Genomic DNA, 22,747 nt, shown 5'->3' on the forward strand with positions numbered 1-22,747 from the left:
AAGCTTGGGGCTTAAGGGCGTAAATAGGCCCGGCCCGTCCCGCCACCATAAAGGCAGTCCTGTGGAAAAGACAATGGGCAAACTGCACGGTTCACTCCGAACACCGGACAGGATCGCTTCATCTGGCCAAAAATACTTGGGGGAGTGAATTGGCCCAAAGGGCCAAGAGAGGGGGCTGACCCCCTCTCTGGTGTTTACAGGTAATCCGAACGCTGCAGGCTGTATTTGGCCATTTTCTCGTTCAACGTCCGTCGCGGCAGGCATAGCTCTTCCATCACGGACGCAATCGAGCCCTTGTGACGGCGCATCGTGTTGTCGATCAGCATCCGTTCGAACGCCTCGACATATTCCTTCAGCGGCTTGCCCTCAGTCGTCATAACCGGCTGCATTTCTTCGTGATCCGACATCAGCAACGAGGCAATCGTCCCGGAACCCCGGCGAGATTGCAGCACGGCGCGTTCGGCGATGTTGATCAGCTGGCGCACATTGCCTGGCCACGGGGCCTGCAGCAACTGCGCGGCCTCCTGCGCGCTGACTTGCGGTGCGTCACAGCCATATTCTTCAGCAAATTGCTCACTCAAGCGCGTGAACAGCGTCAGGATATCTTCTCCGCGCTGGCGCAAGGGCGGCATGGTAATCCGAAGCGCGGCCAGGCGATAAAACAGGTCCGGGCGCAGGACATCTTCGCTGGTCTTCCCCGCCTCCTGCAGGTTTGAAATCGCAACGATCCGCGTTTCTGCTGGTGTACCCTGATCATTCATGACGCTCAGCAGTCGGGCCTGAAGCGTGTCACTGAGGGCTTCGACATCTTCCAGCACCAACGTCCCACCGCGCGCCTCTTCAATCGCGGGCAGTTGCGCGTCTTCGGGCATCATCGGACCGAACAGACGTTTCGACAGCGCCTCTTCTTCCAGCGCTGCGCACGAAACCAGAACGAATTTCTTGCCCGCCCGGCTGCCAACAGCATGCAGAGCATGCGCAACCAGGGTTTTACCCGTGCCGGTCTCACCGTCGATCAGAACATGGCCGTCCGCCTGCCCCAAATCCAGGATATCCTCTCGCAAGCGCTCCATCACCGGGCTGGCCCCGATCAGCTTGTTCATGATCTGAGTGCCGCCGGACAGCTCGCGCCGCAAGGCCCGGTTGTCCAATGTCAGACGGCGTGCATTGCTGGCGCGTTTTGCCAGTTCTGACATGCGGTCCGGGTTGAAAGGCTTTTCAAGAAAGTCGAACGCGCCCACGCGCATCGCCTCAACCGCCATCGGAACATCGCCGTGACCGGTGATCATGATGACCGGTAAGGTGCTATCAGCCCCCATCAGCTTTTTCAGCAGTTGAATGCCATCCATTCCCGGCATCTTGATGTCCGAGATCACAATGCCCGGATATTCCGGTCCCAGTACCTTCAGCGCGTCCTCGGCGCTCGAGAACGTTTCAGTGTCATATCCCGACAGTGCCAGCCATTGGCTGATCGACTGGCGCATGTCCTGTTCGTCATCCACAATGGCGATTTTCATGGCCTGTGCCATAGTCATTCCTTTGTTATTCAGCGGCCTCCAGGCCGTCGCTTCCTAGTATCGGCAATTGCATCTCAAACACCGCGCCGCCGTGCTGGCCGTTGCGCGCAGTCAACCGTCCCCCATGGTCGTTCACGATACCCGACGAGATGGCAAGCCCCAACCCGACCCCATCGCCGGGCTGCTTGGTGGTGTAGAAGGGCTCGAACAGATTCTCGATATTCTCGATCCCGTGACCATTGTCGCGGACGGTCAGCACCGCCATGTCACCAGCTGCAAGGATGATTTCAACATCCGGCTCTGATACAGATTTGGTGGCGTCCAGCGCATTGCGCAAGAGGTTCACCATCACTTGTTCGATCCGCATCCGGTCCCCCATCACTATAACGGGTTCTTCGGGCAGGATCTGCGTTATTTTTACGTGCCGCTGCCGCAGCTGCGGTTCCATCATTGACAGGCTGGAAGCCAGCGCTTCGCCAAGATTTACTGGTGAAAACGCATCCGCGCCCTTGCGCGCATAGGATTTAAGCTGTCGGGTGATCGCCCCCATCCGTTCGATCAAGCCGTCGATGCGACCAAAGCTGGCCAGCGCCTCTTCGGGGCGGTTTCTGCGCAGCAACAGACGCGCGCCAGCCAGATAGGTCTTCATTGCAGCCAGCGGTTGATTCAGCTCGTGGCTGACAGCGGCCGACATCTCACCCAAGGCCGCAAGTTTCGAACTTTGCGCCAGCGTCTGCTCGGCAACTTCTAGTGTCTTTTCAACCCGTTCACGTTCAGCAATTTCCCGCTGTAGCCGCATGTTCAATGCGCGAAGCTCTGCCGACTCGCGCTGGAACAACGCCATCCGCAGCGTCGCCCGGCGGCTCAGCGCGTAAAAGGCCAGCGCCAGCAGAATCGCGAATCCCATAATCTCAAGCGCCAGAACGCTGTTCACCTTTTCCCGGATCGACGCATAGGTGGTGAATGACGTCATTTGCCAACCGCGGAATGGAATGCGCGTCTCCATGCGCATCACGGCCTCACCCTGCAGGTAGGCATCAGGCGGCAAGGCGGTCCAATCGGTCGTTGCCCGGATTGCGCGCTGGATGGCCCCTTCGGGCGGCTGACGCAGCATCGCCTCGCCTTCTTGCACGCCGCGCCACTGTGGTTCGGTCGACAAGATGATCGTGCCGGTACTATCTGCCACCATCACCGCGTCCGAAATCCCTGCCCAGGCCAGTTCGAATTTGTGCAAATCGACCTCAACCACGATGACGCCAAGGATTTCGGCGTTGGCTTCCATACGACGCGAATAGACAAAGCTATAGCCGCCGGATTCCTTCGGGATTACCGTAAAGATCGTGGCGTTCGAGCGTACAGCATCAATGAAATAAGGCAAACTCCTGTGTGCCTCACCCAAACGGTTGCGATCGGTGGAAGCGACCGAACGCCCATCCCCATCCAACAGCATCAGCGAGGCTGCTCCAATTTCTTCCACAAATGAGATCAGGCGCTGGGTCGACAGAGAATAATCGCTGGATTGAAGCGCCGAGATCAGCGTGGGATCCCGCGAAAGCAGCTGCGGCACAATCGCATTTCTGCGTAGTTCGCTTAGCAGGTTGCCGGAATACAGGGCTAGACGCAGCTCGGCGCGGTTGCGGGTGGACTCAGTAAATCTGTCCGTCAGTAGCCGGTTTGTGATCCAGATCGTCGCTACAGCGACCACCAGCAGGGTAATGACAGCCAATCGCAGGCGCCACCCAAGGGGCGCGCCGCGAAAAGGTTTTGTCAGAATGGACCAGCCAGAGCGAACATCAGAACTCATCCCGGGAAATTACGCGGGCTTGATCGCAACCTCAAGTCACGCAGGTGCGAGGACCCCCGACAATGCGCGGAACAATGCCGTTCCATCAGTGCCGCCGTGACCTTCATCCGCCGCCCGCTCGGGGTGCGGCATCATCCCCAACACCCGGCGGTTTTCCGACAGGATACCAGCAATATCGCCAACCGAGCCGTTTGGATTCTCGGTATAGGTGAACGCGATCCGATCCTGATCCCGCAACGCAGCCAGAGTGGTGTCATCCGCGAAATAATTGCCGTCGTGGTGTGCAATCGGAATACCGATCACGTCACCGGCGTTGTAACCTTGGGTAAAGGCGCTGTCGCTGGTTTCCACCTTCAGACCGACAGTTTTGCAGATGTATTTCAGACCCGCATTGCGCAGCAATGCACCCGGTAGAACGCCGGTTTCTGTCAGAATCTGGAAGCCATTACAGACACCCACGGCATAGCCACCGCGGTTGGTATGTTCGACAACCGCCTTGCAGATCGGCGATTGCGCGGCAATCGCGCCGCAACGCAGGTAATCACCATAGGAAAACCCGCCGGGAACGCCCACGATGTCGATGCCCTCGGGCAGCGCGGCATCCTTGTGCCAGACCATGTCGACCTGAAACCCCACCTGTTCAAAAGCGACGGCAAGGTCCCGGTCACAATTGGACCCAGGGAATACGATAACAGCAGCGCGCATGGCGGGGCCTCCGGGGTAAAGGGTCAGACCAGTTCGATTTCGTAGCGTTCGATGACCGTGTTGGCCAACAGCTTTTCGCACATCTCGGTGATGTCGGCCTCGGTCGCACCTGCAGCCAGCTCAAGGTCGATCACCTTGCCTTGACGCACGCCTTCGACCTGATCGAAGCCCATAGCGCCCAATGCGTGCCGCACTGCTTCACCCTGCGGGTCAAGGACCCCATTCTTGAGCATCACATGCACCCGTGCTTTCATTCCTGCAACTCCAGCTAAGGGCCATGGTTCCGGGCCCGTTCCGTTGCGCGGGGGATAACGCGACAAACCGCGTTCGACAACCCTTGTCCGCACACAGTTTGCCGCAGGTGTGACGCTCAGCCACTGCCGGTTAATCCGGGGTAATGCGCATCAATGGCGTTAAACGTACCGGTCAGCACCATTTCGACGGCCACGGCCACAAGAATGATTGCCATAACGCGGGTGATCACGTTGATCATGGTTGGCCCAAAAAACCGCGAGATCGGGTCGGCGAACAGCAACCCCAGCCCGACGATGGCGCAGGCGATCAATACGGCTGAGCCTAATGTCACAATCTCGGCCCCATCCGACAGCGTATGAGCAAACACGATGGTCGTGGCAATCGTGCCGGGTCCGATGGTCAACGGTATTGCCAACGGCACGACGGCAATGTTGCTTTTCTTCTTTTCGCCCTCTGCAACCGCCCTTTGATCACCTTTTGGCGGGTCAGACGCGTTCAGCATCGACATGCCGACCCCCAGAATGATCAACCCGCCGGCAATGCGGAAGGACGGGATGTCGATGCCGAAGACCGCCAGAATCTCTTCGCCAACCAATACCGCGATCAAGGCCACGACAACCACTGTTCCGGTTACGACCAGTGCCACGCGCTTGCGTTCGGGACCCGAGTAGCCTTCGGTCATACTCAGAAAGATCGGGATACCGTAAAGCGGATTGAAGATCGCCAGTAACGCCGCGAGGAATTTCAGAAAAACCGCCTGATCGAACAATTCGGCCATTTCGTGACTATCCTTGATTGCACCTGCCCCGACAATGCGAAGGTGCGGACCGTCTGTCAAACCACCAGAGCAAAAGAAAAAAGCGCCGTCTTAGAAACGGCGCTATTGACAGAATTTACATCCGAAAACCGGCCTAGTTGATCAGCGTGGGCTTGGTCACGTTGCTTTTTGGCAGAACGCCCAGACGTCGTGCGACCTCTGAATAGGCATCAGTCAGATTGCCCAGATCGCGGCGGAACACGTCCTTGTCCAATTTCTGTCCGGTTTCGATATCCCATAGGCGGCAGCTGTCCGGGCTGATCTCGTCCGCGATAATCAGACGCTGATAGTCGCCGTCATAAACGCGGCCAATCTCAATCTTGAAATCGACCAGGCGGATACCCACGGCCAGCATCACGCCACTCAGGAAATCATTCACGCGCAGCGCCAGGCTCAGGATATCTTCCATGTCCTGTTGGCTGGCCCAGCCAAAGGCGGCAATGTGTTCCTCGGTTACCAGAGGATCACCTAGCGCATCATCCTTATAGCAATACTCTACAATCGGGCGCGGCAACTGCGTGCCCTCGGCGATGCCCAGACGTTTCGACATCGTCCCAGCGGCATAGTTGCGCACGATCACTTCCAGCGGCACGATCTCGCAGCTGCGCACTAACTGTTCGCGCATGTTCAGGCGGCGAATAAAGTGGGTCGGCACGCCGATCTGGGTCAGGCCGTTCATGAAGAACTCGCTCAGGCGGTTGTTCAGCACGCCCTTGCCGTCGATCACGTCCTTTTTTTCGGCGTTGAACGCGGTGGCATCATCCTTGAAATATTGCACGATGGTGCCCGGCTCTGGGCCTTCATACAGAATCTTAGCTTTACCTTCGTAGATTTTCTTGCGACGCGCCATAAGCGACCCTTCCAGTCTGGTAAGAGGGAATGAGTCCCCTCACGTTGGCGTCCTCATAGTGCAAGCCCCCCTTTCCCGCAAGTTCGCACACAAGAAAGACTTTGATACAACGCAAATCCCTTGCACGCGGCGTTCTGTATGGTCATATCAACATCAACGATATGTTACTCGAAGAGGTCCCCAACCTATGACGACGTTTGACGAACGCGAAAACGCATTTGAAGCCAAGTTTGCGCATGATGAAGAGATGCAGTTCAAGGCACAGGCCCGCTGCAACAAACTGCTTGGCCTATGGGCCGCGGAAAAGCTGGGCAAAACCGGTGACGAAGCGGAAGAATACGCCAAAGCCGTCGTGAAATCCGATTTTGAAGAAGCCGGTCACGAAGATGTTGTGCGCAAGGTTTCCGGCGATCTGGGTACTTTGTCGTCTGACGATGAAATTCGCGCCAAGATGGCCGAGCTTCTGCCCGAAGCCAAGTCGCAGATTCTTAGCGAGACTGACTAAGGGCTTTTGCCCCACCTCATGATCTTCATGAGATTTATGAGTTTGCTTTGGCGTCCCGGTCATGAGACACGGGGCGCCTCTGTTATTATCAGGCCAATTGCGCCTTTTTCCGGATAACCCCAATGACAAATGCATTGACCGAACTTCTCAAGACCAAAGATGCCATTTTGGCAGACGGTGCAACTGGGACCAACCTGTTCAACATGGGTTTGCAATCGGGTGATGCGCCCGAATTGTGGAACGTGGACGCGCCGGGTAAGATCCGCGCGCTGTATCAAAGCTCGGTGGATGCGGGCAGTGATCTTTTCCTGACCAACACTTTCGGGGGCACGTCGGCCCGGCTAAAGCTGCATGATGCGCAAAACCGCGTGGCCGAGTTGAACCAGATCGGTGCCGAGTTGGGACGTGAGGTTGCTGACAAAGCCGGACGCCCGATCGTTGTGGCCGGATCGGTCGGCCCAACCGGCGAGATTCTGGTGCCCGTTGGCAGCCTGACCCATGCCGACGCCGTCGAAATGTTCCATGAACAGGCCGATGCGCTCAAGGCTGGTGGCGCCGATGTTGTGTGGCTGGAAACCATAAGCGCCCCTGAAGAATTCCGCGCCGCCGCTGAGGCGTTCGCCTTGGCCGATATGCCCTGGTGCGGCACCATGAGCTTTGACACCGCTGGGCGAACCATGATGGGTGTTACTTCCTCCGATCTGGCCCAACTGGTCGAAACCCTGCCCAACCCGCCGATTGCTTTCGGGGCCAACTGCGGCACCGGCGCGTCGGATATCCTACGCACCGTTCTGGGCTTTGCCGCGCAAGGCACCGAGCGGCCCGTGATCTCGAAGGGCAATGCCGGTATTCCGAAATACGTGGATGGCCACATCCACTATGACGGGACGCCCGAGTTGATGGGTGAATACGCCGCCATGGCGCGCGATGCTGGGGCCACAATCATCGGCGGTTGCTGCGGTACCATGCCCGACCACCTGCGCAAAATGCGCGAAGCGTTGGACACAAAACCGCGCGGGTCACGCCCGACCTTGGATCAGATTACGGATGCCCTGGGGCCGTTTTCCTCGGCTTCGGATGGTACCGGCGACGAAGCCAACGCGCCCGAGCGGCGCACGCGCCGCCGCCGCCGCGCCTGAACGGTTCAGCGCCCCTCGAATTTCGGGGGGCGTTTTTCCATGAAGGCGACGACACCTTCGGCAAAATCACGGCTGCGCCCGCATTCCCCTTGTAAATGTGCTTCGGCGGCCAATTGCTGTGGCAGCGTTTTCTCATACGTCCCGCGGATGGCCTGTTTGATCGCGCCAAAGCCGGCTGTGGGACCATTCGCCAGATAGGCTGCACGTTTGCGCCAATGGGCATCGAATGTGTCGTCGGACACGGCTTCCCAGATCAGACCCCATTCATCAGCCTGCCGCGCGCTGATCTTGTCCGCGAATAAGGCGGCGCCCATCGCTTTGGCAAACCCCATCTGACGCGGCATGAACCACGTACCGCCCGCATCCGGCAACAACCCGATCCGAGCGAACGCCTGCAGGAAGTATGCGCTTTCGGTGGCGATCACCACATCAGCGCACAGCGCAAGGTTTGCCCCTGCCCCGGCTGCCGGTCCGTTCACAGCCGCAATAGTGGGCACCGGGCAATCATAGATCGTTTCCAGCATCGGTTCATATTCATCACGCAGCGTGCGTTCTAAATCGACCTTGCCGGTGCTGGACGCATCACCCAGATCCTGTCCTGAACAAAAGGCGCTTCCCGCTCCGGTCAGAACGATCGCCCTTGCATGACGCGCCGCACGTTTCATTGCATGAGTGACTTCGGCCCGCATCTGCGCGGTCATCGCGTTCATCTTGTCGGGCCGGTTCAGGGTGACAACAGCCAAATCATCCGTGATGTCCAAAAGGATTGTTTCGTATTCCATGAACCTTCCCCCAATTCCAAACTTTTCGGAACCCTGACCGAAATGGAGGGGAAGGAAAAGATGAACGCGGGGTCAGTCTTCAAGAATCTGGCGCAAACGCTCTTTCTCAGCCTCGCTGAGCGTGTCCTTTTCACCCGTGATCTGAACCCGGGACCGTTTTCGCAGGAAACTCCAGCCCATGACGGCTGCGATCAACAACATGATCGGGCCCGCAAGCCACAGCATCAGATTCGATCCCGAAGTGGTTGGCTTCAGCAAGACATATTCACCGTAGCGATCGACAATGAAAGCGATTGCCTCGTCATCCGTGTCCCCAGCCACCAGTCGCTCACGCAACAACAGGCGCAAGTCACGGGCCAGTTCGGCGTTGCTTTCGTCGATGCTCTCGTTGCGGCAAACCAGACAGCGAAGGCCGGTGCTAAGGTCGCGCGCCCGCTGTTCCAGCGCTGGATCGTCCAGCACTTCGTCCGGCTGTACGGCAAACAGGGGCGACGCGATGAGGGACAGGATCAGGACCAGACGTTTCATTCCGCAGGTACTCCGCCCGATGGCGCCTTGCGCGCACCTGCCGCCACACGGAACCGGCGGTCCGACAGGCTGAGCAGCCCGCCCAGAGCCATCAGGATACACCCACCCCAGATCCAGTTGGCCAGCGGTTTGATATAGGTCCGCATGACCCAGCCACCATCCGCTTGCTGATCGCCGATTACCACGTAAAGATCCCCCAGGAACCGATAATCAATCGCAGCTTCGGTCGTGGGCATCCGTGCCACTGGGTAATCGCGCTTTTCAGGATGCAATGTTCCCATAGGCTGTCCATGCTTTTCGATCCGAACGTCAGCAGTGGTCGAGAAATAGTTTGGCCCTTCCACAAGCCGGACGTCTTCCAAGGTCAGAGTAAACTGCCCCACCTCGAACGGCTGACCTGGCTGTGCAACACGAATGTCTTCGACCTCCCACGCGGTCAACCCGGCGATGGCGAACATGGTCACGCCCATACCTGTATGAGCAACGGCCTTGCCCCAATCCGCACCGGGCAAACGAAACAGACGTTTCAGATTGCCTTTGCGGCCCGTACGGCTCCACAAATCAACCGCCGCGCCAAAGGTGATCCACGCGCCGAGGAACAGCCCAACCGGACCCAGTGCACTGCGCCCTGTTTGCATTGCCCAGACCAGCAATGCCAGCGCAACGGCCAGAACAAAGGCATAGCGCAGCGAATAGGCAGTTTTGCCAAGCTTGCCGCGCTTCCACGGCAACATCGCACCCACTGGCAATGCAATCCCTAACGCCACCATGAAGGGCGTAAATGCCGAATTGAAGAACGGCGCGCCGACCGAGAGTTTGCGGTCAAAGGCCATCTCAGCCACCATCGGCCACATTGTTCCGACGAATACGACGAAACAGCTGACGGCCAGCAGGATATTGTTCAACACCAGCGCGCTTTCTCGGCTAACCATACCAAAAACGCCTTTGGCCTCCATCGCCTGCGCCCGCGCGGCAAACAGGGTCAGCGCGCCGCCGATGAAGATCACGAGGATAATCAGGATGAACACGCCACGCTCGGGGTCATTGGCAAACGCATGGACCGAAGTCAGAAGGCCCGAACGCACAATGAAGGTACCAATCAGCGAAAAGCCAAAAGCAATGATTGCCAGCAGGATCGTCCAGCTTTTCAACGACTCGCGTTTTTCCACGACGATGGCCGAATGCAACAGCGCAGCGGCCAGCAGCCATGGCATGAACGAGGCATTTTCGACAGGATCCCAGAACCAGAACCCGCCCCAGCCGAGCTCGTAATAGGCCCACCAGGACCCCAGCGCGATACCGATGGTCAGAAAAACCCAGGCCGCCAGCGTCCATGGGCGTACCCACCGGCCCCACGCGGCGTCTACGCGCCCTTCGATCAGGGCGGCGACGGCAAAGCTGAACGCCATGCTCAGCCCCACATAGCCCAAATACAGAAACGGCGGGTGAAAGGCCAAACCGGGGTCTTGCAGCAACGGGTTTAGATCGCGCCCGTCAAAGGGGGCCACGATCAGCCGGTCAAACGGGTTCGAGGTGAATAGGATAAACGCGAAAAACGCGACCCCAATTGCCCCTTGCACCGCCAATACCCGCGCCTTCAAAGTCGGCGGCAAACCGCCCCCAAAAAACGCGGCCATCGCACCAAACAAGGACACGATAAGAACCCACAACAGCATAGAGCCTTCGTGGTTACCCCATGTTCCGCTGATCTTGTACAACATTGGTTTGGCCGAGTGACTGTTTTCAACCACGATCCTCAGCGAGAAATCGGACGTCACAAAGGCCCAGACCAGCGCACCGAACGAAAAGGCAACCATCGTAAATTGAATGATTGCCGCCGGTTCAGCGAAATTCATCCAGCTAGGCCAGCGTTTCGCTGCGCCTATCAGTGGAACCACCGATTGCACGATGGCAACCAGAAAAGCGAGGATCAGGGCAAAGTGGCCAAGTTCGGTAATCATGGCCCGGGTATATTCCTGTTCCGGGGCAAGCACCAATCACTTTCGCCCCTTTGGGGCGAGCATAGTGTCGCGGTTTAGGCCACGCGATTGCGTCGCCAATCCTCAAGCGCCGAATTTGCGTCCGGACGGCCTGCCTTTTCCGCCAACTCGGCGTCCGTTCCGGGATTTGCTGCGCCGACAGCGTCGCCATGCATTGCCTTCAGGGCTTGCAGGTTTTCTAAAACCTGAGGCGTGCGCTGCATCGTTGCGGTGATCTCTCGCTGCAGGTCTTGCACCTTGGCCTGATGACGCGCGCCGAAATAGAAGGACACAATCACCCCCAGCAACCACCACAGGGGTTCCGGTACCAGGGCAATCCCCTGCATTCGGGCCGCAAACCACAGCGGATCGACCATCGCCGCGACAAACAAACCCAAAGTACCAAGTGCCATAGCCGGTCGCGGCAGACGGTTGAGCCCATCCATGAACCGGTCAAACGCGCCCTTATTAGGGCCCTCAAATTCATCTCCGAACTGAACCATCGCCTGCTGTCGCAAAGCCAGACCACGCTCTGCCCCGTTTTCAGCATTTTCCCTGAATATTTCAGCAGTTTCCCGCACGACATTTCGGCTACCGCCAAACAAAAACGTCAACACGTCCGTGATCAAACCCATCCTGAAACCCTCGCTTGAAATTCCGCGTCACTCAGGTGGTAAATCGGCGAAACAAATTCCTCGGCCCGGCGAATCCAACCGCCCTTGCGGCCCGCCCGAGTGCGGGCATATTTGCGTGACGCAGGTCGATGATCTGCCAGACGGAAATAGTAGTTCCGCCGCGCCACACCGTACGCATCCCTGAGTGCATCCGGATCGGGGTCAGCCGCATCCCGGCAGGCCCGCGCGGTTTTGGGACCAATTGCCCCATCAACCACGATTTCGAACCCCATATCGCGCAATAGACGTTGCAGGATTTTGACCGCGTGACTGCCAGCGTTGACATACATGTCAAAAACCGAAGCCCGCAATTCGTGCGGCAAGAGGTCCAATCGCGGTTGTTCAAAATAATGCTGCACGAAAATATCAATGGCCTGAGATTTGCTGAGCATCCGAACATCGGTGCGGTTGATTATCCCGTCACCTGAAAGATCAAGCCCGAGACGCCGCATCGTGTGAATGGTCACCCCGTATTTCGTCGCGCCACCGGGATCGTCCGAATCGTCCACAAAGCCACCTTCTCGCGCCACGATCTCAGTTGCAATCTGTCGCACCGTCTGCATCGCACCCTCCGCCTGCCGTTGACCAAACGCTGAGGCTAACCGGTTAATTTGGCGCAATGAAAAAGGGCGCTGCATGCGCAACGCCCATCAGTTCTTGCTTGTTAGCTAAGGTAAATCAGCTTTCACCAGCCTCTTTGTAAACACCCTGTTCTTTCAGGGCGTCGACCACCTCTTTCGGCATGTACGTTTCGTCGTGTTTTGCAAGAATTTCTGTGGCTTCGAATACACCGTTCACGTAAGAACCCGTCCCTACCATGCCCTGGTTTTCCGCAAACAGATCCGGCAGAACCCCGGTAAACGCCACCGGCACACTTTCACCGCCATCGGTCACGACGAAACGCACCGTCTCGCCCTGCCCGCGAATGATCGAGCCTTCCTCGACCAGACCGCCGATACGAAACACTTCTGTCGGTTTCGGGGGTTCAGCAATCACCTGACTGGGAGAGCGGAAAAAGTTAATGCCATCGCGCATCGCAAACCCAATCAACCCCGTCGCCAAGACCAAAGCCACGACGGCCAGAAGAATGACTTGTACTCGACGACGTTTCTTGAGCGTTTTCATACCGTCCTCACGGGAATAGCGGGGCCATCATCAGCCCCCGGGTTTCATCTTCACCTAACATCAGGTTGGCGTTCTGCAAGGCTTGGCCGCTGCTACCTTTTGTCAGGTTATCCAGTGCGCCGATCACGATGGCGCGGCGTTCGATCCGGTCGCCGACAACACCGATATGGCAGAAATTTGAACCGCGCACATGGTGGGTCGAAGGTGTTTCGCCGAACGGCAACATCTGAATAAAGGGTTCATCTTCATAGGCTTTGGCAAGTGTCTCATACACACTTGCCGAGTCCCCTTTGACGTAAGTCGTCGCAAGAATTCCCCGGTTAGCCGGGATCAGGTGCGGCGTGAACTGCACATGCACCGTACGCCCCGCCAGTGCCGAGAATTCCTGATCGAACTCACCCAGATGCCGGTGCGTACCGCCAACGGCATACGCATTGTAGCCTTCGCTGAGTTCCGCATGCAGCAGATTTTCCTTCAGCGACCGGCCTGCGCCCGAAACGGCGCATTTCAGATCCAGCACGATATCATCCAAATCGATAACACCTGCAGAAATCAACGGACGCAGCACATACTGACCCGTCGCTGCATTACACCCGGTTCCCGCGACCAACCGCGCATTGCGGATGTCATCCCGGTAGAACTCGGTCAGGCCATAGACGGCCTCGTCCTGCTGTTGCAGCGCGGTGTGCGGGTTTCCGTACCATTTTTCGTATTCATTCGGGTCACGCAGACGGAAATCCGCGGACAGATCAACGATTTTGAGGTTTTGCGGCAGGTCACGAATGACCTCTTGGCTAGTTTTGTGTGGCAAGGCGCAGAAACACAGGTCGACCGTGGAAAAGTCGATCTCAGAGATTTTGCACAGGTCTGGCAAATCCATGTGACGCAGATGCGGAAAGACCTGTGCCATTGACATGCCGGCCTTCCGCTCGGCGGCCAAGGCAGTGATTTCCATATTCGGGTGCTCGGCGATCAGCCGCACCAGTTCGGCGCCGGTATAACCCGAAGCACCCAGAATTGCGATTTTATGGGTCATGTCAGACCTCTTGTTCCAGTGTGTCACAAATCACGACCGCCGATGTGACGGTCTTCGAATAAAGGAGAGTGTGCAGCAGCGTCCTTGACCTAAGTCAGGCGGCCTCGAACGAAATTTGTCGTCGGAGGAACTGCGTCGCCCGGTCGCTGACAAAATCTGGCTTTCCTGTCGTCAAGAAGCCGCCCTTGCCTTCACCCTGCATGTTGGGGTGACGTTGAAGGTAATCCCTAAGGCTTTCAGCAACCAAGGCGCCCTGACTGTAAACCTGAACATCCGGGCCCAAGGCGGCCTGAAAGGTTTCCGCCATCAACGGGTAATGCGTGCAACCCAGAATGGCTGCTTGCGGTTCTGGCATTTTCCGTTTCAGCGCATCCACATGGCTGCGTACCAGTGCCTCGGCCAAGATCATGTCGCCGTCTTCGATGGCATCAACCACGCCGCCGCACGCTTGCGCCTCGACGTCTACGCCGATGGCTCGGAACGCCAGCTCTCGCTGGAAGGCTCGGCTAGACACCGTTGCGGGCGTGGCAAACAAAGCAACGTGCTTTACGGCAACCTCACGCGGAGGGCTGTTGTCGCCCCACTGCCGCTCAGTCAATGCCTCGATCAAAGGCACAAAGACTCCCAGGACACGCTTGCCGGCAGGCACACCCTCTTCCTGCATCCGACGCAGCGCGGCGGCGCTGGCGGTGTTACAGGCCAGAATCACCAGATCGCAGCCACGGTCCCACAAGTTGTAAACAGCGTGCCGTGTCAGAGCATAAATATTCTCGGCGTCCCGCACGCCATAGGGCGCATGCGCGCTGTCCGCAAAGTACAGAAAATCCACGTCCGGCAGACGTTTCTGCGCGGCGTCAAGAACGGTTAAACCGCCCAAACCAGAATCAAAAATGCCTACTGCCATTAGCCTCTTTAGGCGCGATGCCGTTCCTCAAATTCATAGCCGTAATCATAAGATTTCAACGGCGTCGGGGACAGCTCATACGTGGCTTTGCGCAAGAAATCCATCATCTTGCGCGTATCCGTGGCCAATGGGTCCAGAACGTCGCGGCCGATGGGCTCTCCGATCACCACTTTGACAGGTGTATCCACGCGTTTTTTGAACTCTTTGATCAGCAGTCCCATGCGTAAAGTATTGTGCAAATGACTGGCAATCTGGAACAAGCGCGACGTGTGACCGTCAAAGAAGACCGGCACTACAGTAGCGTTCGATTTGGCCACCATTCTTGCCGTGAACCCACGCCAGCCTGGATCCATCGGGTGTGAAAAGGGTTTGAGCCCGGTGCTGACCGTACCACCCGGAAATATCCCGATGGCTCCGCCCTCGTCCAAATATTTCAACGCCGCTTTTCGCGTCTCAAGGTTCTGTCTCATCGCCTCTTTGGTTTCATCAAACGAAATCGGCAGGACGATCTTGTTCAGATCCTCGGCTTTGCGAAACACGTGATTGGCCAAAATTCGGAAATCGCCACGTGTCTGAGACAGGATGTGACCCATCATCAACCCGTCCAGAATACCGTAAGGATGATTGGCAATCAGAATCAGAGGCCCGGTCGTCGGAATATTCGTCAACGAACCGTCGACAATATCCAGCGACAGGCCATAGCGACCCACCATGACCGACCAAAAGTCGCGCCCTTTGGCGACCTCTTTCTCATAACCGTCTGCGCGCTTGATCAGGCGCAAACGCCCAGTGGTGTTCTCCATCAGCTTGATCACCATCCGCCCCCCTTTGGTTGCGGCGGAATAGGCATAGGATATGTCACGAGCGATATGGCGGCGCGAGGGCATACGACTCTCCGAGAGTTTGCGGCCTGCAAGATAAGTATAAGCGGCAATTTTGCCTAGGTTTCGTGACAATCCCGTTACGGTTTATTCGGCGGCAGCGCGCAGCTCTGGCCCTCCGTTCCGTATGGTGGCCAGTAATTCCTCGCGCCGTTTGGCCGCCTTGGCCTCGTTGGCCTGCAACACCGGCCCGAACCCGCGAATGTCCAGCGGCAATTGCGCCAGCGCAATCACTGCGTCGCGGGTCTGAGGTGTAACAAGAGGTTTTATCTCATTGAGATCATTTTCATATTGCTTGATCAACGCGCGTTCCATCCGCCGTTCTGCACTGTAACCAAAAATATCCAGAGGTGTTCCCCGCAGTGACTTCAACCGAGTGAGCAGTTTCATCGGCTTCAAAATCCACTCACCGAAGGAACGTTTGCGCGGACGTCCGTCAGCACCAGTTCCGCCAAGGATGGGCGGGGCCAGATGAAAGGTCATTTTGAAATCCCCGTCAAACTCGGCCACGGCTTTTTCGCGGCTGTCCAACATCAACCGGGCAACCTCGTATTCATCCTTGTAAGACAACAACTTATGATAGCCTTTTGCCACGGCTTCGCGAATTGATTCATCATCAAACATGTCCACCAGTTTGCGATATCGTTTCGCCAACCGACCGCTTTGATACGCTGTCAGGTGCTGCGCTCGATAGTCGATCTTTTGCTCTAAAGATTTTGGCATATCTGACACGTTAGGCTCTAAAATGCCTGCGACCTCCTGCGAGTGCAGAACCGCCCAACGCCCTATGTCAAAAGCACGCTTGTTGCGCTCGACCGCAGTTCCATTCAGTTCGATGGCCTGAATTACGGCATCATGGCTGATGGGCAACAAGCCCTTCTGCCAGGCCGCACCAAAAACCATCATGTTGGAATAGATCGAGTCGCCCATCACCGCGCGCGCCAGATCGGTTGCGTCAAACAGTGAGACGTCATCCTTCAACCGCGCCTGCAAGGCCAGTTCGAGCCGGTCACCCGGAATTCGGAAATCGGTATCGCGGGTGAAATCTCCGGTCACCGTCTCATGATTGTTGATCACGGCCCCGGTTTGACCCGCGCGCGTCAGACCCAGCGTCTTGGCCCCGGCAGAGACAACCAGATCGCCACCGATCAGTGCATGTGCCTCACCTGTGGCAACACGAATAGCGCTGATATCCTCGGGCCGGTTTGCCAAGCGACAATGGATATGAACGGCACCACCTTTTTGAGCAAGACCTGCCATCTCCATCATTCCGGCGCCTTTACCGTCGATCTGTGCCGCCTGTGCCAGGATCGCACCCAGCGTCACCACACCTGTGCCGCCAACACCAGTGATCACCACGTTATGTGTCCCTTTGATTTCAGGCAGCACTGGTTCAGGTAGATCCGGTAGATCGATATCGGTGGTTGCTTCCTTGCGGATTTTTGCACCTTCCAAGGTTACGAACGACGGGCAAAACCCGTTGAGGCAAGAAAAATCCTTGTTGCAGCTTGATTGATCAATAGCCCGTTTGCGACCCAACTCTGTCTCTTTCGGCACAATCGAGACGCAGTTCGATTGCACGCCGCAATCGCCGCATCCCTCGCAAATGTCAGTATTGATGAATACGCGCTTATCGGGGTCAGGAAACTCACCTCGTTTGCGCCGACGCCGTTTTTCGGCCGCGCAGGTTTGGATGTAGACGATGACCGAAACACCCTCGGTCTCGCGGAACCGTTCTTGTACCCGCATCAAATCCGCGCGCTCAAAGGTTTCCACACCAGCAGGCATCGCCTTGAAATTCACATCTTCCTTTTCGTCATAGACTACGGCCACGTTCTGCACGCCCATAGCCTTGACCTCGGCAACAATCCGTTCCGCCGACAGTCCGCCCTCGTTTTCCTGACCGCCGGTCATGGCGACAGCGTCGTTGAACAGGATTTTGAAAGTGATGTTGGTGCCCGCAGCCAACGCCGCCCGGATCGCCTGCACGCCGGAATGGTTATACGTCCCGTCACCAAGGTTCTGGAACACGTGCTTGGTGGTCGAAAATGGCGCTTCGCCAATCCAGTTTGCGCCCTCACCCCCCATCTGCGTGAACCCGGTGGTCTCGCGGTCCATCCATTGCACCATATAATGACAGCCAATACCCGCATAGGCGCGACTGCCGTCGGGCAACCGGGTAGAACTGTTATGCGGACAGCCCGAACAGAAATACGGCAGACGAGTCGCGATTTCTTCGGCGTTGTCGGCTCGGCGGGCCTCGGACAGTTTGGCCAAACCGGCGCGGACGCCTTCTGTGTCGTGGCCCTCTTCGATCAGAATCTCACCCAGCTTCTCGGCGATCATATTCGGATCAAGCGCACCACGGGTCGGAAACAGTTCCTCGCGATGCAGAGTCCCGGCCCCACCCTTGTACCAGCCATAAACCCGGCGACCGCGACGGTCGTCAAAGATGGCTTCTTTGACCTGAACCTCGATCAATTTTCGCTTTTCTTCAACGATAACAATCAGGTCCAGTCCCTCAGCCCAGTCGTGAAATCCAGTCATATCCAATGGGAAAGTCTGGCCGATCTTGTAGGTTGTGATCCCCAACCGTTCAGCCTCATCCGCGTCGATGTTCAGCAACGACATGGCATGGGACAGATCCAGCCAGTTCTTGCCGGCCGCGACAAACCCGATCTTGGCGCCGGGTTTGCCCCACACACGCTTGTCCATCTTGTTGGCGTGCGAGAACATCTCGGCCGCGAAACGTTTGTGGTCGATGATCCGCCCTTCTTGCAGGTGCGGCGTGTCGCCCAAACGTATGTTCAATCCGCCCTCGGGCATGTCGAACTCGGGCACGACAAGCTTCATCCGGTCAGCACTGCCATCAACGACCGACGTGACCTCAATCGTGTCCTTCATCGTCTTCAGGCCAACCCAAAGCCCCGAAAACCGGCTGAGCGCGAAACCGTAAACGCCATAGTCTAAAATCTCTTGCACACCCGCAGGGCTGACAATTGGCATGTACATATCAACCAAAGACCATTCCGACTGATGCAGAACGGTCGAGCTTTCGCCAGTATGGTCATCACCCATCGCCACCAGCACGCCGCCATGTTTGGCCGTACCCGCCATATTTGCGTGGCGCATCACGTCACCGGACCGGTCTACACCCGGCCCCTTGCCGTACCAGAGACCGAAAACACCATCGAACCGCCCATCCCCGCGCAGCCCAGCCTGCTGGCTGCCCCAAAGCGCTGTGGCGGCTAGGTCCTCGTTCAAACCGTACTGGAATGTGATGTCGCTTTCAGTCAGCTGTTTCTGTGCCCGCGTCATCTGTAGGTCCACCGCGCCCAGCGGTGAGCCGCGGTACCCGGTCACCAATCCAGCTGTATTCAGTCCTGCCTGCGTATCCCGGGACTTTTGCATCAGCATCAGGCGAACCAGCGCCTGCGTGCCGTTCAAAAGAATTGGATTCTTATCCAGATCGTAACGATCATTTAGCGATATTTGCGGCTGACTCATCAAACGCCTCCCCACGTCAGATCAGTGTGCTATATATTTCTACATTTTAGGTCATAAATTCTGACCTGCATAGGGTTTATCCCCTGAAACCTAAGGATTTCACCGTTTGAATGTAGAAGTTGCTACCTATTTCATATAGGCAGTTCGAAAGATAACGAAAGTTGCGGCGATGGATTGGGACAAGCTTAGAATATTTCACGCAGTTGCGGATGCAGGCAGCCTGACTCATGCGGGTGACAAGCTAAACTTGTCGCAATCGGCCGTCAGCCGACAGATCAGAGCGTTGGAAGAGTCGCTTGATTCGACGCTGTTCCACCGCCACGCGCGCGGGTTGATCCTGACAGAACAGGGCGAGTTGTTGTTTGACGCAACCTCGGCCATGACAAAACGTCTGGACGCTGCTGCTGCGCGCATTCGCGACAGCGAAGAAGAAGTGTTTGGCGTTCTGCGCGTCACAACTACGTACGGCTTTGGCACGCTTTGGCTGGCACCGCGCCTGCCGAAACTGTACGACCAGTTCCCCGATCTCAATATCGACCTGATGCTGGAAGAGCGCGTGCTAGACCTGCCCATGCGCGAGGCTGATGTCGCCATCCGCATGAAAGAGCCCAGCCAGGCCGATCTGGTCCGCAAACGCCTGATGACCGTGCAGATGCAGCTGTATGCGACGCAGGAATACATCGATACCCATGGCGGTATGCTGAAATCTTTGGACGAAATCAAAAATCACCGGCTGATCTGTCAGACACCTTCAGCACCGCAAGTTGGTGCGGGAGCTGCGATGGTGCGCCATCTGATGACGTACAATCCAGGATCCCTGCTGACCGTGAACAATTATTTTGGTGTGCTTCAGGGTGTGCTGCATAACTTGGGTATTGGCGTCCTGCCGGACTACGTTACCCAAGGGCTTCCCAATGTCGCGCCGATCCTGTCGGATATCGAAAGTGCGGATGTTCCCGTATACCTCGCCTATCCCGAGGAACTGCGCCATTCCAAGCGCGTCGCGGCCTTCCGTGACTTTGTTCAGGATGAGATCATAACGCAGCGCAAACAATTGAAGCAGATGGGAAAACTCTAGCTATGCACCACTGGCATAGCGGGGTTGATCAGCAATCATTCTGAAATCTCTTGATCGTTCACAAAGTGATCCCTAAATGAACTCTCGAAGGCGGTGATGCTGAAACGCTCATCATCTTCATACCTCCCTGTTGGACTACGGCCGAGCTTAGTGCTCGGCCTTTTTTTTGGCCATTCGGCAACGCGCGCTGTGTTCGGCTGGCAAAACATCTGGGAAACTCGGGCACTTAGACCTATGATCACGAAAAATTCACGAAGACTTGTGTTCGAGGACAGATTCGATGTTTCAGCCCCTTCGCCTTTTGTTGGCGATACTTTCCGTCATTTGCCTTTCAGGGCCGGTTCTTGCGCAGGATAGCGGATCGACCGGTTCCTCAACCACTATCAGCATTCCCGATGATCTGACGCCTGAACAGGTGGACGATCTGGTCGCGCGTATGTCTGACGATCAGGTCCGCGCTATTTTGCTTGAGCGTTTGGACGCGGTCGCTGAACAAAAGGCTGCCGAAGCAGAGGATCGCGAAGATCCCATCAAGGAAATCGGCGCAATTTGGGCGGCAATGGTGACGTCCTGGACGCAGGTCGTGGTCACGGTGCCGAATATATTCAGCGCTCAGGCCCATGCGGCCGAGAACTTTATAAGCACATTCGGATCAAGCGGCGCTCTTACGCTGATGGGTTTGATTCTGAGCGTTTTGATTGCAGGCTACATTGCGGAAAAGCTTTTCTACCTGCTCACCAACAGATGGCACAGTCAAGCAAGTGCGACCGAGGAAAGTGACCTTTGGGGTGCGGTAAGCTTCCTGTTTCGCCGCTTTTGCCGCGAGATTGCTGGGCTAGTTGTTTTTTATGTCGTGATCCGCGCCTTGGGACGCGGATTGTTGACGCCTGAACAACTGACCTACGCCGCACCTTTCGTCCTTTACCTGATCTGGGTTCCACGCCTTGGCGCGGCTGCCTCGCGGTTCATACTGGCCCCGAACCAACCCCAATATCGGCTGGTCAACATTGACGACCACTGGGCAAAATACCTGCACCGTAATCTGATCGGGCTGTTGATCCTGATCGGGTTGACGTTGTTCATTATCCATTTCAACGAATTGAACGGCATCACCGGGCGTGAAACCCGGATCGGGTTCTGGCTGAACGGTGCAATCCACATCTATATCGGAGTGATTGCCTGGAAAGCCCGTGAAGGCCTGTCCCAGATGATGCTGGGGACAGACCCGGACCACACCAAGTTCGACGAGGAAGTCGCTCATTATTACCCATATTTCGCCATCGGCGTATCTGCGGTGATCTGGCTACTTGTCGAGTTCCTGGCTGCCCAGCGCGACCCGATGTTGCGCGCCTTGTTGCTGCAGGGTGCACATTTCACCACCATGTTCTGGCTGCTGATTGCACCCGCGCTTGATACGCTGATACGTGGTTTGGTGCGCCATCTGCAGCCACCCATGCAGGGCGAAGGCCCGGTTGCCGAAAAGGCGTATAAATCGACCAAGCGCAGCTATATTCGCATTGGACGGGTATTGGCTGGCATTCTGGTCATCTTGATGATCGCCAACGCGTGGGACCTTGATCTTCGGGAAATCGCGGGCGGAGGTGATGAATCCGGCAGCAAGGTGATCCAGTTCTTTATCATTATCGCCGTTGGGTACATCCTTAATGAGCTTGTGTCGCTTTGGGTCAATCGCCGTCTGGCCAAAGAACAAGCAGCCGATCAAAGCCCGGATGAAGAGGCTGGCGAAGGTGGTGGCTCGGGCGGGTCACGATTGGCCACCGTCCTGCCCCTGCTGCGTGTGACCGCTCAGGTCGCTATCGCGGTCATCTTTGTGCTGCTGGCGCTTGGGGCGTTGGGGATCAACATCACCCCCCTGCTGGCCGGTGCTGGTGTCCTGGGTCTGGCCATTGGTTTTGGCGCACAAAAGCTGGTGGCCGATATCGTGGGCGGTATCTTCTTCCTGGTCGATGACGCCTTCCGTGTTGGAGAATACGTGGATGTCGGCGGCACCACCGGTACGGTCGAAAAAATCTCGATCCGTTCAATGCAACTGCGCCATCACCGCGGGCCGGTTCACACTATTCCCTACGGTGAGATTCAAAAGCTGACCAACTACAGCCGCGACTGGGTCATCATGAAGCTGAAATTCACCGTGCCCTTCGACACCGACCCCAACAAGGTCAAGAAGATCTTTAAGAAGATCGGTGCCGAGATGATGGAGGACGAAACCCATAAGGACGGCTTCCTGCAACCCTTCAAGTCGCAGGGCGTGTTTGATTTTGACGACGTTGGCATGATCATCCGCGGCAAATTCATGGCCAAGCCAGGCAAGCAGTTCACCCTGCGCAAGGAAATCTTCAACCGGGTGAAGGCCGCGTTCAAAGAAAATGGCATCGACTTTGCCCGCCGCGAGGTACGCGTTGCGATCCCCGGTCTGGATGACGCGGACAATCTGAGCGAAGAACAAAAGGCCGCTATTGGCGCAGCTGCCGGAGAGGCCGCCAACCAACAAGCGGAACAGCAAGGTCAGAAGCCGGGTTCCGAACACGGTGCTCCGAAATAGCACTTTGACACTGCAAACAGCACAAAGGCCGCCCTCGAGGCGGCCTTTTTTGATTGGATCGCCAAGCGAAACCCGCCAACCCCGGTCTTAACCCTTTC

At 56.9% G+C, this 22,747-nt stretch carries 20 protein-coding genes; 4 read left to right on the forward strand and 16 right to left on the reverse strand.

Features of this window, described 5'->3' with window-relative positions; all coding sequences use genetic code 11:
* Positions 1-194: 194 nt before the first annotated feature.
* The 6 genes from ACR0AL_RS03520 to purC form a co-directional block, all read right to left on the reverse strand.
* A complete protein-coding gene (locus ACR0AL_RS03520) occupies positions 195-1,529 on the reverse strand; it encodes a sigma-54-dependent transcriptional regulator (protein ID WP_170358340.1) in 1,335 nt (444 codons plus the stop codon).
* A gap of 13 nt (positions 1,530-1,542) precedes the next feature.
* Positions 1,543-3,321: a sensor histidine kinase gene (locus ACR0AL_RS03525; RefSeq protein ID WP_170348614.1), complete on the reverse strand. Its 1,779-nt coding sequence runs from the start codon at positions 3,319-3,321 to the stop codon at positions 1,543-1,545.
* Between the two features lie 36 nt (positions 3,322-3,357).
* A complete protein-coding gene (gene purQ / locus ACR0AL_RS03530) occupies positions 3,358-4,026 on the reverse strand; it encodes a phosphoribosylformylglycinamidine synthase subunit PurQ (protein ID WP_480646571.1) in 669 nt (222 codons plus the stop codon).
* Positions 4,027-4,049: 23 nt separating this feature from the next.
* Positions 4,050-4,280 (reverse strand): phosphoribosylformylglycinamidine synthase subunit PurS, encoded by a 231-nt coding sequence (gene purS, locus ACR0AL_RS03535; protein WP_170348612.1) that lies wholly within the window; start codon positions 4,278-4,280, stop codon positions 4,050-4,052.
* Between the two features lie 116 nt (positions 4,281-4,396).
* Positions 4,397-5,059, reverse strand: a complete 663-nt coding sequence (locus ACR0AL_RS03540) for a MarC family protein (RefSeq protein WP_170348611.1) — start codon at positions 5,057-5,059, stop codon at positions 4,397-4,399.
* A gap of 133 nt (positions 5,060-5,192) precedes the next feature.
* Complete coding sequence (gene purC / locus ACR0AL_RS03545) at positions 5,193-5,948, reverse strand: phosphoribosylaminoimidazolesuccinocarboxamide synthase (RefSeq protein WP_170358332.1); 756 nt, start codon at positions 5,946-5,948, stop codon at positions 5,193-5,195.
* 187 nt (positions 5,949-6,135) lie between these two features.
* Between purC and ACR0AL_RS03550 the strand changes: the two genes are divergently transcribed.
* Together ACR0AL_RS03550 and bmt are read left to right on the forward strand one after the other, a co-directional pair.
* Positions 6,136-6,453, forward strand: coding sequence for a DUF1476 domain-containing protein (locus ACR0AL_RS03550; protein WP_425080692.1), 318 nt, complete (start codon positions 6,136-6,138; stop codon positions 6,451-6,453).
* A gap of 122 nt (positions 6,454-6,575) precedes the next feature.
* The gene (gene bmt / locus ACR0AL_RS03555) at positions 6,576-7,592 is read left to right on the forward strand and encodes a betaine--homocysteine S-methyltransferase (protein ID WP_480661980.1); all 1,017 of its coding nucleotides are present in this window, start codon (positions 6,576-6,578) and stop codon (positions 7,590-7,592) included.
* A gap of 5 nt (positions 7,593-7,597) precedes the next feature.
* On the opposite strand, the gene ACR0AL_RS03560 is transcribed toward bmt, so the two are convergent.
* From ACR0AL_RS03560 to ACR0AL_RS03605, 10 genes are all read right to left on the reverse strand, one after another.
* Positions 7,598-8,374, reverse strand: a complete 777-nt coding sequence (locus tag ACR0AL_RS03560) for an enoyl-CoA hydratase-related protein (RefSeq protein WP_480661982.1) — start codon at positions 8,372-8,374, stop codon at positions 7,598-7,600.
* 72 nt (positions 8,375-8,446) lie between these two features.
* Positions 8,447-8,902 carry a cytochrome c-type biogenesis protein gene (locus tag ACR0AL_RS03565; RefSeq protein ID WP_170375196.1) on the reverse strand — a complete coding sequence of 152 codons (456 nt, stop codon included), beginning with the start codon at positions 8,900-8,902 and terminating at the stop codon, positions 8,447-8,449.
* Positions 8,899-10,863 (reverse strand): heme lyase CcmF/NrfE family subunit, encoded by a 1,965-nt coding sequence (locus ACR0AL_RS03570; protein ID WP_480661984.1) that lies wholly within the window; start codon positions 10,861-10,863, stop codon positions 8,899-8,901. Before ACR0AL_RS03570 ends, ACR0AL_RS03565 begins: the two co-directional genes overlap by 4 nt.
* Positions 10,864-10,937: 74 nt before the next feature.
* Positions 10,938-11,516, reverse strand: coding sequence for a holin family protein (locus tag ACR0AL_RS03575; RefSeq protein WP_480646566.1), 579 nt, complete (start codon positions 11,514-11,516; stop codon positions 10,938-10,940).
* A complete protein-coding gene (locus tag ACR0AL_RS03580) occupies positions 11,507-12,118 on the reverse strand; it encodes a holin-associated N-acetylmuramidase (RefSeq protein ID WP_480661986.1) in 612 nt (203 codons plus the stop codon). Before ACR0AL_RS03580 ends, ACR0AL_RS03575 begins: the two co-directional genes overlap by 10 nt.
* A 115-nt stretch (positions 12,119-12,233) precedes the next feature.
* Positions 12,234-12,680 carry a cytochrome c maturation protein CcmE gene (gene ccmE / locus ACR0AL_RS03585; protein WP_170348602.1) on the reverse strand — a complete coding sequence of 149 codons (447 nt, stop codon included), beginning with the start codon at positions 12,678-12,680 and terminating at the stop codon, positions 12,234-12,236.
* A 7-nt stretch (positions 12,681-12,687) separates the two neighbouring features.
* On the reverse strand, positions 12,688-13,716 hold the full coding sequence (gene argC, locus ACR0AL_RS03590) for an N-acetyl-gamma-glutamyl-phosphate reductase (protein WP_170348601.1): 1,029 nt from the start codon (positions 13,714-13,716) through the stop codon (positions 12,688-12,690).
* A 94-nt stretch (positions 13,717-13,810) separates the two neighbouring features.
* Entirely contained in the window at positions 13,811-14,620 is an 810-nt protein-coding gene (locus ACR0AL_RS03595) for a glutamate racemase (RefSeq protein WP_480661988.1), read from the reverse strand.
* 8 nt (positions 14,621-14,628) lie between these two features.
* Entirely contained in the window at positions 14,629-15,507 is an 879-nt protein-coding gene (locus ACR0AL_RS03600) for a lysophospholipid acyltransferase family protein (RefSeq protein WP_170393928.1), read from the reverse strand.
* Positions 15,508-15,588: 81 nt separating this feature from the next.
* A complete protein-coding gene (locus ACR0AL_RS03605; protein ID WP_480661991.1) occupies positions 15,589-19,008 on the reverse strand; it encodes an indolepyruvate ferredoxin oxidoreductase family protein in 3,420 nt (1,139 codons plus the stop codon).
* Positions 19,009-19,177: 169 nt separating this feature from the next.
* Between ACR0AL_RS03605 and ACR0AL_RS03610 the strand changes: the two genes are divergently transcribed.
* On the forward strand, positions 19,178-20,086 hold the full coding sequence (locus ACR0AL_RS03610) for a LysR family transcriptional regulator (RefSeq protein ID WP_170348597.1): 909 nt from the start codon (positions 19,178-19,180) through the stop codon (positions 20,084-20,086).
* A gap of 280 nt (positions 20,087-20,366) precedes the next feature.
* Positions 20,367-22,649: a mechanosensitive ion channel family protein gene (locus ACR0AL_RS03615; RefSeq protein ID WP_170348596.1), complete on the forward strand. Its 2,283-nt coding sequence runs from the start codon at positions 20,367-20,369 to the stop codon at positions 22,647-22,649.
* Positions 22,650-22,747 lie beyond the last annotated feature (98 nt).

The organism is Ruegeria sp. BB1, from assembly GCF_056539465.1.

Coding starts and splice junctions, on each gene's coding strand:
- ACR0AL_RS03560 (WP_480661982.1), bottom strand. CDS start 8,374: ATGGAATACGAAACAATCCTTTTGGACATCACGGATGATTTGGCTGTT.
- argC (WP_170348601.1), bottom strand. CDS start 13,716: ATGACCCATAAAATCGCAATTCTGGGTGCTTCGGGTTATACCGGCGCC.
- ACR0AL_RS03615 (WP_170348596.1), top strand. CDS start 20,367: ATGTTTCAGCCCCTTCGCCTTTTGTTGGCGATACTTTCCGTCATTTGC.
- ACR0AL_RS03600 (WP_170393928.1), bottom strand. CDS start 15,507: ATGCCCTCGCGCCGCCATATCGCTCGTGACATATCCTATGCCTATTCC.
- ACR0AL_RS03570 (WP_480661984.1), bottom strand. CDS start 10,863: ATGATTACCGAACTTGGCCACTTTGCCCTGATCCTCGCTTTTCTGGTT.
- bmt (WP_480661980.1), top strand. CDS start 6,576: ATGACAAATGCATTGACCGAACTTCTCAAGACCAAAGATGCCATTTTG.
- ACR0AL_RS03565 (WP_170375196.1), bottom strand. CDS start 8,902: ATGAAACGTCTGGTCCTGATCCTGTCCCTCATCGCGTCGCCCCTGTTT.
- purC (WP_170358332.1), bottom strand. CDS start 5,948: ATGGCGCGTCGCAAGAAAATCTACGAAGGTAAAGCTAAGATTCTGTAT.
- ACR0AL_RS03525 (WP_170348614.1), bottom strand. CDS start 3,321: ATGAGTTCTGATGTTCGCTCTGGCTGGTCCATTCTGACAAAACCTTTT.
- ACR0AL_RS03605 (WP_480661991.1), bottom strand. CDS start 19,008: ATGAGTCAGCCGCAAATATCGCTAAATGATCGTTACGATCTGGATAAG.
- ACR0AL_RS03520 (WP_170358340.1), bottom strand. CDS start 1,529: ATGGCACAGGCCATGAAAATCGCCATTGTGGATGACGAACAGGACATG.
- ACR0AL_RS03540 (WP_170348611.1), bottom strand. CDS start 5,059: ATGGCCGAATTGTTCGATCAGGCGGTTTTTCTGAAATTCCTCGCGGCG.
- purS (WP_170348612.1), bottom strand. CDS start 4,280: ATGAAAGCACGGGTGCATGTGATGCTCAAGAATGGGGTCCTTGACCCG.
- ACR0AL_RS03575 (WP_480646566.1), bottom strand. CDS start 11,516: ATGGGTTTGATCACGGACGTGTTGACGTTTTTGTTTGGCGGTAGCCGA.
- ACR0AL_RS03580 (WP_480661986.1), bottom strand. CDS start 12,118: ATGCAGACGGTGCGACAGATTGCAACTGAGATCGTGGCGCGAGAAGGT.
- ACR0AL_RS03595 (WP_480661988.1), bottom strand. CDS start 14,620: ATGGCAGTAGGCATTTTTGATTCTGGTTTGGGCGGTTTAACCGTTCTT.
- purQ (WP_480646571.1), bottom strand. CDS start 4,026: ATGCGCGCTGCTGTTATCGTATTCCCTGGGTCCAATTGTGACCGGGAC.
- ccmE (WP_170348602.1), bottom strand. CDS start 12,680: ATGAAAACGCTCAAGAAACGTCGTCGAGTACAAGTCATTCTTCTGGCC.
- ACR0AL_RS03610 (WP_170348597.1), top strand. CDS start 19,178: ATGGATTGGGACAAGCTTAGAATATTTCACGCAGTTGCGGATGCAGGC.
- ACR0AL_RS03550 (WP_425080692.1), top strand. CDS start 6,136: ATGACGACGTTTGACGAACGCGAAAACGCATTTGAAGCCAAGTTTGCG.